At 44.5% G+C, this 13,228-nt stretch carries 16 protein-coding genes; 2 read left to right on the forward strand and 14 right to left on the reverse strand.

What is annotated here, in order from left to right; genetic code table 11:
* Positions 1 to 187: 187 nt before the first annotated feature.
* The 3 genes from HMPREF1493_RS01835 to pta all read right to left on the reverse strand — a co-directional run bounded on the left by HMPREF1493_RS01835 (position 188) and on the right by pta (position 2,640).
* Positions 188 to 685, reverse strand: coding sequence for a GNAT family N-acetyltransferase (locus HMPREF1493_RS01835; protein WP_051485220.1), 498 nt, complete (start codon positions 683 to 685; stop codon positions 188 to 190).
* A complete protein-coding gene (locus HMPREF1493_RS01840) occupies positions 685 to 1,584 on the reverse strand; it encodes an aldose 1-epimerase family protein (RefSeq protein WP_035427380.1) in 900 nt (299 codons plus the stop codon). Before HMPREF1493_RS01840 ends, HMPREF1493_RS01835 begins: the two co-directional genes overlap by 1 nt.
* 75 nt (positions 1,585 to 1,659) lie before the next feature.
* A complete protein-coding gene (gene pta, locus HMPREF1493_RS01845) occupies positions 1,660 to 2,640 on the reverse strand; it encodes a phosphate acetyltransferase (protein WP_035427382.1) in 981 nt (326 codons plus the stop codon).
* 238 nt (positions 2,641 to 2,878) lie between these two features.
* Between pta and glf the strand changes: the two genes are divergently transcribed.
* Together glf and HMPREF1493_RS01855 are read left to right on the forward strand one after the other, a co-directional pair.
* Positions 2,879 to 4,081 carry a UDP-galactopyranose mutase gene (gene glf / locus HMPREF1493_RS01850; protein WP_035427385.1) on the forward strand — a complete coding sequence of 401 codons (1,203 nt, stop codon included), beginning with the start codon at positions 2,879 to 2,881 and terminating at the stop codon, positions 4,079 to 4,081.
* Between the two features lie 9 nt (positions 4,082 to 4,090).
* On the forward strand, positions 4,091 to 5,125 hold the full coding sequence (locus tag HMPREF1493_RS01855; RefSeq protein ID WP_035427388.1) for a glycosyltransferase family 2 protein: 1,035 nt from the start codon (positions 4,091 to 4,093) through the stop codon (positions 5,123 to 5,125).
* 78 nt (positions 5,126 to 5,203) lie between these two features.
* Here HMPREF1493_RS01855 and HMPREF1493_RS01860 read toward each other — a convergent pair whose 3' ends face one another.
* The 11 genes from HMPREF1493_RS01860 to grcA3 form a co-directional block, all read right to left on the reverse strand.
* A complete protein-coding gene (locus HMPREF1493_RS01860; protein WP_035427389.1) occupies positions 5,204 to 5,866 on the reverse strand; it encodes a Maf family protein in 663 nt (220 codons plus the stop codon).
* Between the two features lie 109 nt (positions 5,867 to 5,975).
* A complete protein-coding gene (locus tag HMPREF1493_RS01865; RefSeq protein WP_035427390.1) occupies positions 5,976 to 6,161 on the reverse strand; it encodes a ferredoxin in 186 nt (61 codons plus the stop codon).
* A gap of 239 nt (positions 6,162 to 6,400) precedes the next feature.
* A complete protein-coding gene (locus HMPREF1493_RS01870) occupies positions 6,401 to 6,928 on the reverse strand; it encodes a GNAT family N-acetyltransferase (protein ID WP_198013751.1) in 528 nt (175 codons plus the stop codon).
* Between the two features lie 11 nt (positions 6,929 to 6,939).
* Complete coding sequence (locus tag HMPREF1493_RS01875; protein WP_035427392.1) at positions 6,940 to 7,245, reverse strand: hypothetical protein; 306 nt, start codon at positions 7,243 to 7,245, stop codon at positions 6,940 to 6,942.
* A gap of 196 nt (positions 7,246 to 7,441) precedes the next feature.
* Positions 7,442 to 7,777, reverse strand: coding sequence for a type II toxin-antitoxin system RelE/ParE family toxin (locus HMPREF1493_RS01880; RefSeq protein WP_035427394.1), 336 nt, complete (start codon positions 7,775 to 7,777; stop codon positions 7,442 to 7,444).
* The gene (locus tag HMPREF1493_RS01885; protein ID WP_035427395.1) at positions 7,778 to 8,074 is read right to left on the reverse strand and encodes a type II toxin-antitoxin system RelB/DinJ family antitoxin; all 297 of its coding nucleotides are present in this window, start codon (positions 8,072 to 8,074) and stop codon (positions 7,778 to 7,780) included.
* A 172-nt stretch (positions 8,075 to 8,246) separates the two neighbouring features.
* Positions 8,247 to 9,236: a hypothetical protein gene (locus tag HMPREF1493_RS01890; protein WP_035427396.1), complete on the reverse strand. Its 990-nt coding sequence runs from the start codon at positions 9,234 to 9,236 to the stop codon at positions 8,247 to 8,249.
* Between the two features lie 43 nt (positions 9,237 to 9,279).
* A complete protein-coding gene (gene rlmD / locus HMPREF1493_RS01895) occupies positions 9,280 to 10,611 on the reverse strand; it encodes a 23S rRNA (uracil(1939)-C(5))-methyltransferase RlmD (protein WP_084058284.1) in 1,332 nt (443 codons plus the stop codon).
* Positions 10,612 to 11,661: a tryptophan--tRNA ligase gene (gene trpS / locus HMPREF1493_RS01900; RefSeq protein WP_035427397.1), complete on the reverse strand. Its 1,050-nt coding sequence runs from the start codon at positions 11,659 to 11,661 to the stop codon at positions 10,612 to 10,614. It abuts the gene before it with no gap.
* A gap of 465 nt (positions 11,662 to 12,126) precedes the next feature.
* Positions 12,127 to 12,930, reverse strand: a complete 804-nt coding sequence (gene pflA, locus HMPREF1493_RS01905; protein ID WP_051485221.1) for a pyruvate formate-lyase-activating protein — start codon at positions 12,928 to 12,930, stop codon at positions 12,127 to 12,129.
* 13 nt (positions 12,931 to 12,943) lie between these two features.
* Complete coding sequence (gene grcA3, locus HMPREF1493_RS01910; RefSeq protein WP_035427399.1) at positions 12,944 to 13,195, reverse strand: autonomous glycyl radical cofactor GrcA3; 252 nt, start codon at positions 13,193 to 13,195, stop codon at positions 12,944 to 12,946.
* Between the last annotated feature and the right edge of the window lie 33 nt (positions 13,196 to 13,228).

Consider the following 13,228-nt stretch of genomic DNA (forward strand, 5'->3'; position numbering starts at 1 on the left):
TGCGGGCATTTTACACATCTAATGACGATATTCTGCATGTTTTAGCTATTTTCAGCGTAATGTATACGTCTTTTTGACAGATTATCTGACTTAGGTGTGTTTTGAACTGCCTCCCATTTCTCGTGTCCAAGAAATGGGAGGCAGTTCATTCACAGGCTCTCTTTTTGTTCAAAGCGTTTCTTGCTGTCTATAAGGCTACAAAATGAAATGCGTCACGAGGTGTTTTATCGTGTCCAACCACTTTGCCGCAATACACAAAACCAGCATGTGTAAGTGTTGTAGTCATAGCAACATTGGCTTTATAAGTATCCGCGCGTACATTGGGATAGTTCTCACAAATCCATCTAAACATGTAGGTTGCAATTCCGCGACCTGTATATTTAACAGCTACTCGATGAATAACTACATAATCGAAGTCATTTATCCAGCTGCCTTCAGCAATATTGGTGTATGCATCATCTGGTCCCGCTAAAAGCGAAAAACAGCCAATGATTTCTTCAGAGGTTTCATCTTCGGTGACTACAAAAAGGCCACATCTTTCATAATCAGCAACAGCGTCTTCTAAAAGAGGATAGTTCTCATTCCATTGAAACGTGTTATTTTGCTGATACATAGTCTGACGACCTGTGTCGTACAAATCTGCAACATCGCTGAGGTCTTTAGCAGCAGCTCTTCTGATATGCATTAGAAGACTTTGACGCTTAATGTTTTAGCAATATTTTGGCCAGGCTCAAGGCTTATGATGCCTGGCTTGTGCTCAAAGACGCCATCAGTGTCAACGGTATCTGCAATGCCACACCATGGCTCAAGAGCAACAAATGGACAACCAGGAGCAGCACTCCAAATGCCCAGATAATCAAAGCCTTCAAAGTCTATCTGAATGCCATGAGTCTCAGACGAAGCTTCCGCATTAGCTGCAAGTGTAATGCGTCTATCAGGAACGTCCTCAAGCGTGATGGTCTTCTCGCGATCAATAAGCTCCCAAGATAGAGGAAGCGCGTCAGAGTCCACAACAAGCCTTTGTGGATTTGCGTAGTCACATAGACCCTCATCAGTAATAGAAGGGCCAAAGCTGGTCCAGGAGCGCGTAAACAAGAGGCGATACTGGTCCAAAGAGGCTGCCTCAACGCCGGGTACAGGAATATTGAACGCAGGATGTGCGCCAAGGGTAAACGGCAGCACAACGTTTCCCGTATTGGTGACCTCATATGTTTGCGTCAACGTATCGTCAGATACCGAGAAAATCAGTCTAAGTTCAAAGTCATAAGGGTAAGACGTACGAGTCTCTTCTGTGCTCCTTAACTGGAGCGTTACAGAAGAGGTGCTACGCTCGACAACCTCAAATTGGTTGAGGCGAGCAAGTCCATGACGGGCAAGAGATACGGTGCCTTCTGCAGACTCCGCTTTGCCGTCTTTAAGGACACCAACAATGGGGAAGAGGATGGGAGCACGTCTTGGCCACCAGTTGGAATCGCCTTGCCAGAGGTATTCCGACTCACCTTTGCGTAAGCTCATGAGCTGTGCACCCATGGTGTCAATTGAAGCGGTAAGGGAGCCGTTAGAAATAGAAATAATTTCAGACATAGATGCCTCCAGCTAAAGAATAAGCCAGCCTCTTTTGAGACTGGCTTAGTATACCAAGTTAGAAGAGCAGAAAGACTAGTTGTTGTCTGCCATCTGAGCCTGAACAGCAGTAATTGCAACAACACCAACAATGTCGTCAGCGGAGCAACCACGGGAGAGGTCGTTGACAGGACGGGCAATGCCCTGAAGGATTGGACCGTATGCCTCAGCACCACTGAAGCGCTGAACAAGCTTGTAGCCAATGTTGCCAGCCTCAAGGTTAGGGAAGACCAGGATGTTTGCGTTTCCTGCTACCTTAGAGAATGGAGCCTTGAGCTTACCAACCTCAGGAACAAGAGCTGCATCAAGCTGAAGATCGCCGTCGAGTGAAAGCTCAGCGTTCTTCTCGTGAGCAAGCTTTGTGGCCTCCTGGACCTTCTCGGCAGTTGAGCCTCCAGCAGAGCCCATAGTGGAGTAGGAGAGCATGGCAACGCGAGGCTCGTCGCTCATAAATGCGCGCCAAGAATCAGCGGAAGCAAGAGCAATCTCGGAGAGTTCCTCTGCAGATGGATCAATGTTAAGACCGCAGTCAGCAAAGAGCAGGGTGCCGTCCTCGCCAAAGTCCGTTGAAGTGCTCATGATAAAGAATGCAGAAACAAGCTTGGTACCAGGAGCGGTCTTGATGATCTGCAGTGCAGGTCTTAGGGTGTTTGCAGTAGAGTGGCAAGCACCAGAAACCAGACCGTCAGCATCGCCCATCTTGACCATCATGGTTGCAAAATAGGTAGCGTCATTCATCTGCTTGCGAGCTTCCTCAATGGTGACGCCCTTGCGAGCACGAAGTTCAGCAAACTTCTGAGCATATGCCTCATGGCGCTCGTCAGTAGCAGGGTCTACTACCGTTGCGCCTGGAACATTAATCTGCTCAGGATCGCCCAGAATAATGACCTTTGCAATACCCTCTGCAACAATCTTCTGAGCTGCATCGATGGTACGCTGGTCCTCGCCCTCTGGAAGAACAATAGTCTTTACGTCGGACTTAGCGGTTTCTTTCATACGGTCAAGAAACTTGCTCATGTGTCGTGCTCCAATCATACTTTGACATCTGTGCCTCGTTGAATTTTGCACTTCTCAGCTTGTAGTTTGTATAAAAGCTAGACACAAAAAGCTAAGAAATGCATTTTCACACCAGTTGAATATTTTACGCCTAACGGCAGAGCTTTGCGCCCCGCGTGGCTCACTTTATAGACGCGTGTTAAAATGAGTGAAGTTTCACATACAAATCCTGCGCACTTAGGCGCACACGGAGGTTTACATGTCTATCATTCATGGTCTTCCTGCCGGTTTTAACCCCGACAACTACGATGTTATTGTTGTTGGAGCTGGATATGCAGGCGCAGTTGTTGCTCGTCGTATGGCAGAAAACTGCAATTCAAAGGTAGCGATCTTTGAGCGCAGAAACCACATTGCCGGTAATGCTTACGATCGCCTTGATGACGCGGGCGTTCTTGTTCACGAGTACGGTCCACACATCTATCACACCATGAGTGACCGCGTTCACCAGTTCCTCTCGCGCTTTACTGAGTGGACTAACTACCAGCATAAAGTTCTGGCTAACATTAACGGCCAGCTGATGCCGGTTCCTTTTAACCACCAGTCTTTGAAGCTTGCCTTTGGAGAAGAACGTGGCGAGAAACTCTATCAGAAGCTGGTTCTCACGTTTGGTGAGAACGTCAAAGTTCCTATCATGGAGCTGCGCGAGAAGAACGATCCAGATCTGGAAGAGATTGCTGACTACGTTTATGAGAACGTCTTCCTGCACTACACCATGAAGCAGTGGGGTAAGACTCCAGACCAGATTGACAAGTCCATCACAGGTCGCGTTCCAATCTTTGTCGGCGATGATGATCGTTACTTCCCAGGCGCAACCTATCAGGGCATGCCAAAAGAGGGCTACACCAAGCTCTTTGAGAACATGCTTGATCATGATTTGATTGAGGTCTTCCTAGATGTTGATGTCCGTGACATCATGAAGCTCACCGCTTCTAACGTGGCTGTTTGCGAGAAACCATTTGCAGGTGAGGTAATTTACACCGGCCCTCTGGATGAGCTCTTCAACCTTGATCAGGGCGCTCTGCCATATCGTACGCTTGATATGCAGTTTGAGACACTTGACCAGGATCAGTTCCAACCTGTTGGTACTGTTAATTACACCACCAGTGAGGACTTTACTCGCATCACTGAGTTCAAGCATATGACTGGTCAGGTTCTTCCTGGTAAAACAACCATCATGCGTGAGTATTCACACGCATATGTTCCAGAGAGTGGTCAGACCCCTTATTACGCTATTCTCGAGCCAGAAAATCAGGAGCTCTATCGTTCTTACAAGGAGCGCACTTCTGGCATTCTGAACTTCCACGCAGTTGGTCGCCTTGCTGAGTATCGTTACTACGATATGGATGGCGTTGTTGCTTCTGCACTGGAACTTTCTGACGAGCTTATTGCTCATCAGGCATAGGGAGCTTGCATGAAAAAGACAATCACTTTTGGTATTCCATGCTATAACTCTTCGGAGTACATGGATCACTGCATTGAGTCAATTCTTGAGGGCTCTGATTACGCTGATGACGTGCAGATTGTTATTGTTGATGATGGTTCTGTAAAAGATGACACTGCTGCTAAAGCTGACGCTTGGCAGGAGCGTCATCCAAACATCATCAAAGCAGTTCATCAAGAAAACGGCGGCCACGGCATAGCTGTTATGAAGGCCGTTTCTCATGCTGATGGTGTGTACTTCAAAAACATTGACTCAGATGACTGGGTAGATGGCGATGCTTTGAAGACCTTCCTTCAGCAGCTTCGTACCTTTATTGCCTCTGACAATCCCGTTGACCTGGTTCTCTCTAACTACGTCTACGAGCACGTTGAGGACAACACCCAGAACTTTGTAGACTATCGCGACGCTGTTCCTACCAACAAGATTATTGGTTGGGACGAGATTGGCCGCTTCAAGCTGTCTCAGTACCTTCTGATGCATGCAATTACGTACCGCGTTGAAGTTCTGCGCTCTGCAAATATTCAGATGCCTGAACACACTTTCTATGTAGATAACGTCTACGCCTATGTTCCATTCCCTAAGGTAAAGACTATCTACTACGTTGACGTTGACCTGTATCGTTATTTCATTGGTCGAGACGATCAATCAGTTAACGAGAAGGTCTTAACAAGTCGTGTTGATCACTACTGGCGCGTAGCGCGCAATATGATGCACGCATATCACATTTACGACGACATCTCTTCTCCACGCCTTCAGACGTACATGATGAGCTACTTCACTATCATCATGGCAATTTGCTCAGTCTTCTCTAAGATGAGTGACCGTGAAGATGCTATGGACCAGCTTGAGGAGCTCTGGGATGAGCTTCGCGCTTACGATAAGAAGATGTACCGCAAGGCTCGCTATGGCCTTGTTGGCACCGCCACAAACCTTCCTGGCAAGATTGGTAAGACAGTCACCATCGGTGGTTACCGTGTAGCTCAGAAGGTTGTTAAGTTCAACTAAACGGTTGAGCATAGCCAAAAAGTACAAACCCTCGTATCTAAGGTGATACGAGGGTTTTCCTTTATCAATAGAGGTGCTTTAATGCTTACGTCCTGCAAGAGCGTGCTCTAGATAGTCATGATTACCGGTAAATTTAACCAGCTCGCGAGAAAGCAAAGAGACGGGGAGCCCCACGACATTCTCGTAATCTCCCTGAATGCTCTGAACTAGATAGCGACCATTTCCCTGAATGCCGTAAGCTCCAGCCTTGTCCATTGGCTCACCAGAAGCAACGTAGGCAGCAATCTCGTCTTCGGAGAGTTCAAAGAACGTGACGTCAGTAGTCTCCACAAACGCTACGGCAACAACAGAGGGTGCTCCGTCAGGAGAAGGAGATTTGAAAGCCTTAAAGCGACGCAGGGCAACACCAGTGGATACGTGGTGAGTCTGACCAGAAAGCTTAGTAAGCATGCGTTTGGCGTCTTCAGCATTTGTAGGCTTGCCAAAAACTTGACCGTCATCTGTCCAGACAATGGTATCTGCGGCAAGCACGATTTCATTGTTGAGCTGCTCAAAGTTAGGCTGCTCCATGAGCTTATAACACACTGCAATGGCCTTTTCCTGAGCCAAGCGCTTTACCAGCGCAAGGGGTTTCTCGTCAACTTTTTGAGCTTCATCAATATCAGCTGGCATAACCTGTGGATCTATTCCCATAGACTGCATAAGCTCAAGGCGCCTAGGGGATTGTGATGCAAGAATCATATGTGTTCCTATCATTTGAGGTTTTGCTGATACTGTACCCAAAAAAGAAGCCTGATAGGCGAGAAACCCATCAGGCTTACATACTAAGAAAGAAAAGCTAAGCTAAAAACTAGTCAAGCTCAATAGCGGTGACTGGGCAGCCATCACAAGCCTCCTGTGCTGCGTCCTCTGCAGCCTCAGGAACCTCTTCCTCAATAGCGTGAGCAAGACCGTCCTCGCCGATCTCGAATACCTCAGGAGCAGTGCTCTCGCAGAGACCGCAACCGATGCAATCCTCATTAACTGTTGCCTTCATAATACATTCCTCTCCGTATCTCGAGCCCCTTACTCGAGTAATACTTATCTTGCATTCAAGAGTACTTGATTGCAATGTATTTTTTACACGTTTCTTTGCTGTTATGCAACAACAAAGGCGTAGATAATTGAAAGAACATTACTTGAAGTAGTAAGTGCACATCTGACCTGCATATATAAAAGGTTTAATTTTTAGTACAACCGCTCCAATTAGTACAACTGTCTTATTGAGGAACTCTTTTATAGCTCTTTTTTGAGCATGATAAATTCGCTAGTTCTGTACTCTTCAACAAATCCATTCTTTAGAAACATCGTGACTGATGGATTGTCTATGGCAATATCATCATAGAGCTGCTTAATGCCATTCTGTTTAGCTGCATCACAGAGCAAATTTAATCCAATGCTGCCGTAGCCCATTTTTCTATATGGTGCGTAGACTAAGACGTCTGCAAGATAAATATTCTTATCGCTATCAAAGTGATAGGCGACCTCTCCAATAAAATGATCGCCGCTATCCATTAAATACCTGTAATAACGTTTATTCTCGTGTTTTACAATCCAGTAATCATACCAGCCTTGCCACACTTCTTTTGGAAAAGGAATTGTTCCTCCCCAGGCATGGTTATATGACATCGTTTCTTCGTCTACCATCATCTTCTGGCGAAACCAAAGATCTTCTAAAGACGGTGTATATAGGGTAATAGGACTTTTACATTCTTCTTTCATCAGCAGGTCCACGCGCCCTTTTCTTGTCTGTTTTGGAACCACATTTGATGTTCTTAAATGTCTTTTTCAGCCTCCGCTTGAGTTTCCGCTTGAGTTTCCACCGTATTAGTTTCAGTGGGCTGTTCATTTTGCACTGTGCTTGTGTAGTAGGAGCCAGACAGTCGATCAAACAAGAATCGTTTGTTCATCAGCATCAGTACAACGGTAATAATAAAAAAAAGAATTAAAGCCGCAAACATAATGGGAAATAGTGCAAGGAAAAGCATCGAGTCTGGAGTCTTATTAAATTCATTAGTCAAAAACAATAGACCGTCAGGAATTAGATAGAAATAGCTCGTAATGAACAATCCTCTAAGCATAGTGCGAGAAATTCTTTGTTTCTCGTTTGAGAGCTTAAAACGCAATAAAGCGCTACCAAGCGTTTTGCCATTAAAGAGTGGGATTACGGCAAAGTAGGGTTTATATACAGTGCAATATGTTCAATTCTCATAGCTGTCTCCTCAAACTTTAAAGGTGTTTGTTCTATCGTTTACCTTCTTACTTTTAAACAAAGAATTACTCATTCAAATTGATTCTATTTAACACTTTGAGCTGATCGCGCTTTGCGTAAATGACATTCAAGATATATACCTTGCCAGATGGAACATCCAGCCTGTAATAAACGTAAAAGTTCTTAACAATGATTTTCCGCACACCTTTGGAGCGCCACGGTTCTGGTTCTACAGGAGCAATGCTGGAGGCCATATAGGTAAGTTTTTGCATCTCTTCTTGAAGTGTTCGAATATAGTTCAGCGCTACATCTGGAACCAACAGAGTGCGTGCAATATAGTCTCTGATTTCAAAAAGATCTGCTTCGGCATCCGGTGTGACGATAATGTCATAGGAGTCCACTTATTTCAGACTCCTTTCTAACTCAGTAAACACTTCGTTCATTGGCTTACCCTCACCAGAGAGCGATTGGATATAGCTATGCTGAAGTTTTGCATTAAGCTCAGTATCTGACATTTCATCTAGAGCTCTTGGTTTTGACGGGATTGTTAGAGAAAAAGGAATGCCATGACGATAAATAATCTGACGATAAAGGGAATTAATGACAACGGAAACAGGAATACCAAGTTTCTGAAGGATGTCTTCTGCTTCGACTTTTACATTATTTTCAACGCGGGCGCTTACAGTTGTATCTTTCATATCAACACCTCCTAGTAAGTATATTGTAATGCATTGTCTTGCAATTTGCGAGACAATGCATATTATACAGTCTACGGATAATCTTTCAGATAATTTCGAAAATCAGCTATATCTTTTGCGCATATTTCATGAACTGCCGTATCTTTCAGTCGTTTTTGGTCGAATTGACATTTTAAGAGAGTTTGTTATTCATTCTTTGTCTGGAAATTTCACTAGCTTCATGAATCGTATCAGCAGTCAATAATGTATCAATCATTGCCCATTTGCGACCAGATGCGTATATCTTTCCAGTCTTAACGACTTTTGATGGTATAATTGGTTTCCCAAGGCTGTACACAAAATGCTCATATTCATCTTCCACATTAGGCATTTCTTCAATTTCATCGTGGATATTTTTTGTTATCGAATAGCTTTCAATATGATGAATTGACTGTAATTTTCCTTCATACCGAAAACCTATATAATTAGGTGGTTCTTTAGGCCAACCGTTAATTCCAAATGGGTGAAAATATTTCATTTTCTTTTCTACTAATTCTATCCATGTCAAATCACAATTTTTTGGGTTTTCAGTTGAAAGTGAAACCACATATACCCAATTTGATTCTTTTGCCTGCATAGTCATTATATCTCCTAAATATCTCATTAATTCTTTTAACAAGTCTTTTTGTGATCTGCTAGAACTAGTTTTTGCAGAGTTTGCTAGTTCGTATATTCTCTTCCAGGACAGATGATTTACTGGAATATCATTTATAACCTTAAAAGGCAAATATGCGTTTGCATAATCTTCACTACACTCTGACATTGAAATAATAGCTTTATGTGAGACTGGACTCTCTATAATATTTTTTCTTTGTGAGTATAAAGTGAGTTGCTCAGCTCCTGGTAAAATCCAGCCCCTTTTGGCTTCAATAATTATATAAAATGAAGTAGTATCAGTTATTTCCAAATCCGTTATACCTTTATTCTTCTCAAATTCCTGATACTTAATCCTAACATTTTGTGCATCAATCTCTAGTGACATCACCTCATTGATTACTGATTTAAGAAATTCGGGACAGCGTGCTAATGACCAAGCAATACTTTTAGTTATGTCGTTCTCAAGATTTCCTATTAACTGAAATATATTATTTACTTCAGTACCGTATGCAACCAACTCTGACATATTTTCTTCCCCTTGCGTGTAATTTTAGACCTTTTATATAGTTTTAAATCTTTATTTTGGACAGCAATACTACATTCTCCACATGAAACGTTTGAGGAAAAAGATCGACGGGTGTGATGCTTACGGGTCTAAACGTTCCTGCATCAACAAAGCGGCGTAGGTCACGCGCAAGGGTTGCCGGATCACATGAGACATAGGCAATCGCACGAGCACTCTGCTTAGAAAGCTGCTGAATTACATCAGGAGCAAGTCCCGCACGAGGAGGGTCAACAATAATAACGTCAGCATCTGTATCAGGGAATTCTCTACCTGCGTCTCCGCCTACTGCGTCAACGTTATCAAGCTTGGCTAGTTCAAGGTTGCGACGAAGATCTCTAACTGCTGGACCATAGGCTTCAACAGCAGAAACAAATCCTGCACGCTTTGCCAGAGGAAGCGTAAAGGTTCCTGCTCCACAATAGAGGTCCATAGCCTCATCGTCTGGCTGAACATCCAAACCAGAAAGTACAAGCTCAACGAGTTTCTCGGCACCTTTAGTGTTGACCTGAAAGAATGAAGGTGCAGAAAGCTGCATCTTTTGGCCGTCAATGAGTTCGCTCCATGAGCCGGAGCCGCTCAGACGCTCTACACCTACAACGCGTCGGGCTTTACTGGGGCCCTTGGTCATAACGCGAACAATACTTGTTGCCTTTACTGCGTCGCCTAAAACGCGTGCCACTTGCGTGCGTGGGAAGCCGCTCGGAGCGGTCCAGAGCGCCACTTCAAGCTCTTTAGTGCGTCTAGACACTCTGATGCCAATACGTTCTATGTCGAGCTCGTGAGAGCCCGAGAGGTAGGAGAGAGCGCCGCTTACAGCTCCAACTGCCTTCTGGTTGCTCTTATCCAAAAGCGGACAGTCTTTAATGCGAACAATGTCTTGTCCGTTAGGCGCATACATGCCTACCAGCGTTTTATTGCCGTTGCGCTTAAATGCCAGTTCAATTTTGTTGCGATAACCCCAAGGTTCGCCAGGAGAAACAATGCCTTTTACCAGTTCGGAGGCATCGTCGGGTGAAAAATGCCCAATGCGTTCAAGAGCAGAGACTACGCCGTTGCGCTTCTCGACAAGCTGCTGCTCGTAGAGCATGTTGCCCCAAGGAGTGGCGCCTGTAAGTGCCACAAAAGGATTGGGGCGAGGCTCTCTGAACGCAGAAGCTTCCAAAACCTTTACAAGTTGTGCGCGAGAAAACCTGTCCGTGTCCTCGGTAATCTGTACACTAACGGTATCTCCAGGAACAGCACCACCAGAGATGAAAACCGTTTTGCCTTCTGAAGTATGAGCAATGGCATCCGGGCCATAGCTCATGCGTTCAACATGTAAGGTGAGCTCAGACACTTAGTAGACCATTCCCATTGCCTCGCGGACCTCATCGAGCGTGGCGTTAGCAATAACATTTGCACGAGCGTTTCCGTCGTGGATGATGTCGCGAATAAGGTCTGGCTGAGCAGCAAACTCTGCACGCCTCTGACGAATCGGCTCAAAGTAGGTGTTAACGGCATCAATGACGTAAGTCTTGAGTGCTCCACCGCCACCCATGCCAATCTCGTCAGCAATCTCTTTTGGATCACGGCCAGTACAAATACCAGCAGTGGTGAGAAGCGCAGAAACGCCAGGACGATTATCTGGATCAAAGGTAATCATGCGCTCGGAGTCAGTCTTGGACTTCTTGATGAGCTTGGCAGTTTCTTCAGCTGTCATAGAAAGCGAGATAGCGTTACCGTAAGACTTGCTCATCTTGCGACCATCAAGACCAGGAATCAATGGGGTAGAGGTGAGAAGGCCAGAAACCTCCGGGAATACCTTTCCGTAGCGCTCGTTAAAGCGACGAGCAATTTTAGAAGTAATCTCGATGTGGGGCAGCTGATCGCGACCAACAGGAACAACATTTCCTTTACAAAAAAGAATGTCGCATGCCTGGTGCACAGGATAAGTGAGGAGAAGACCTGTAAGAGCATGGCCAGATGCTTCCTGCTCTGCCTTAACGGTTGGATTTCTATGAAGCTCAGACTCGGTAACAAGCGAGAGGAACGGAAGCATAAGCTGGTTAAGAGCTGGAACTGCAGAATGCGTGAAAATCATAGTCTTTTCTGGATCAATTCCGCAGGCCAGATAATCAATAACCATATTGTAGACATTATCTGCAATATGCTCAGTGGTGTCTCTGTCTGTAATAACCTGATAGTCAGCAATAATAATATTGGTATGAACACCAAGATTTTGGAGTCTTACGCGCTCAACAATAGTGCCAAAGTAATGACCAAGGTGAAGCCTTCCAGTAGGACGGTCACCAGTAAGCATGTTGTACTTTCCTGCATGCTCGGCTAAATCCGCCTGGATTTCATCGGAACGGCGAACAGCTGCTTCATAACTGCCTTCATTTGGCATAGTTACTCCTTGTTAATCTCAAATTTTTGCTTTCATTATTTTATTTCAATAAAAGTATTTTCCTCACACAATCTTTAATTTTATCAGCCTTAATTTCTATCTGTTCTAATTTCTGTAAGCGGTATTTTTAATGCGTTTACGGAATTATATGAATTTATCATGCAGTATATATAATGAAAAATACCTATAGATTACTTAGGTAGTTTAGAGGAAATTATGAAATGGGAAAAATAGTTGGGTGGGATACCATGATCCTTGGAATGGAGTTTCCGTTAGTAGGAATTTTGCTTCAACCTGCGTTTTGGATAGTACTGTTGTTAATTGTTTTAATTGTTTTATTTGTAACTAAGAAGTCCAAGTAATGCTTCTTATATATCTAATTTGATTCGTAGGACAAATTTTAGATTAACAGAAAAATATCCGCCGCATCGTTAAGCTATTGTATCGATCATAGGTATTTAACATCTACTGTTTTCCAAGCTTTTTGCGTTCAAGGGCACGAGCAATAAGGATTTGTTTGCGCAGCTCAGGAATCTTTTTGCCATCCATGGCAGGAGTGTCAGCAAGTTTGTAAGGGATACCTAGCTCTTCATACTTTTTTACGCCCATCACGTGATAGGGAAGTAGATCTAATCCAATAACGTTATCCCAGTGAGCAATGATTCTACCAACGCCAGCAAGTTCTTCTGGTGAATCAGTAATTCCAGGCACTACAACATGTCTGATAAGAACTTTAATACCCCTACGATTAAGCTCATCGCCAAACGCAAGCGGTCTTTCTGAACCAACTTCACAAAGACTAAGGTGGCCCTTTGGATCAGAGTGCTTGATATCAAGGAGCACTAAATCTGTATTATCAAGAACGCGCTCAAATTTTTCTGGAGTTTCTGGATTATACGCAATGCCAGAAGAGTCAAGACAGGTATGAATGCGTCCTTGCGGGTCATTATGAGCCGCCTCAAACAAAGCACCGATAAACTCAGGCTGAGCGAGTGGTTCGCCGCCAGTGGCTGTAATTCCGCCGTTTCTATAAAAAGCTCTATTACGGTTAAAGGTGGCAAGAATTTCTTTTACCGATTTTTCTGTTCCAATACCAAATTGCCAGGTATCGGGGTTATGACAATAGGCACAGCGCATGGGACACCCCTGGGTAAACACAACCAGGCGAGTTCCAGGACCATCTACGGTGCCAAAGGTCTCAATAGAGTGGACCCGCCCACAAACTGTGAGCGGGTCATTGAGATCCATGTGAGTATCAGAACAAGACATGGACAAGAAATCCTTAGAGAGCGTCGTGGAAGGTACGAGAAATAACGTCGTCCTGCTGCTCTTTGGTAAGGGAATTGAACTTAACAGCGTAACCAGAAACGCGAATGGTCAGCTGAGGATACTTCTCTGGGTGTGCCTGAGCATCAAGAAGAGTGTCCTTAGTAAATACGTTAACGTTGAGGTGATGACCGCCCTTCTCGGCATAGCCATCAATCATGTTTACCAGGTTGTCAATCTGCTCGGAAGCTACTTCGTTGGACTGCATGTGTTTCTCCTTACGAGTTTGTTGGCGAGAAGA

Origin of the sequence: Atopobium sp. ICM42b (assembly GCA_000564995.1) — a bacterium.
Taxonomy (GTDB): domain Bacteria; phylum Actinomycetota; class Coriobacteriia; order Coriobacteriales; family Atopobiaceae; genus Lancefieldella.

Excerpts from the sequence above, each read along its gene's own strand:
- HMPREF1493_RS01835 (WP_051485220.1), bottom strand. The coding sequence starts at position 685 with ATGCATATCAGAAGAGCTGCTGCTAAAGACCTCAGCGATGTTGCAGAT.
- HMPREF1493_RS01840 (WP_035427380.1), bottom strand. The coding sequence starts at position 1,584 with ATGTCTGAAATTATTTCTATTTCTAACGGCTCCCTTACCGCTTCAATT.
- pta (WP_035427382.1), bottom strand. The coding sequence starts at position 2,640 with ATGAGCAAGTTTCTTGACCGTATGAAAGAAACCGCTAAGTCCGACGTA.
- glf (WP_035427385.1), top strand. The coding sequence starts at position 2,879 with ATGTCTATCATTCATGGTCTTCCTGCCGGTTTTAACCCCGACAACTAC.
- HMPREF1493_RS01855 (WP_035427388.1), top strand. The coding sequence starts at position 4,091 with ATGAAAAAGACAATCACTTTTGGTATTCCATGCTATAACTCTTCGGAG.
- HMPREF1493_RS01860 (WP_035427389.1), bottom strand. The coding sequence starts at position 5,866 with ATGATTCTTGCATCACAATCCCCTAGGCGCCTTGAGCTTATGCAGTCT.
- HMPREF1493_RS01865 (WP_035427390.1), bottom strand. The coding sequence starts at position 6,161 with ATGAAGGCAACAGTTAATGAGGATTGCATCGGTTGCGGTCTCTGCGAG.
- HMPREF1493_RS01875 (WP_035427392.1), bottom strand. The coding sequence starts at position 7,245 with ATGCTTAGAGGATTGTTCATTACGAGCTATTTCTATCTAATTCCTGAC.
- HMPREF1493_RS01885 (WP_035427395.1), bottom strand. The coding sequence starts at position 8,074 with ATGAAAGATACAACTGTAAGCGCCCGCGTTGAAAATAATGTAAAAGTC.
- HMPREF1493_RS01890 (WP_035427396.1), bottom strand. The coding sequence starts at position 9,236 with ATGTCAGAGTTGGTTGCATACGGTACTGAAGTAAATAATATATTTCAG.
- trpS (WP_035427397.1), bottom strand. The coding sequence starts at position 11,661 with ATGCCAAATGAAGGCAGTTATGAAGCAGCTGTTCGCCGTTCCGATGAA.
- pflA (WP_051485221.1), bottom strand. The coding sequence starts at position 12,930 with ATGTCTTGTTCTGATACTCACATGGATCTCAATGACCCGCTCACAGTT.
- grcA3 (WP_035427399.1), bottom strand. The coding sequence starts at position 13,195 with ATGCAGTCCAACGAAGTAGCTTCCGAGCAGATTGACAACCTGGTAAAC.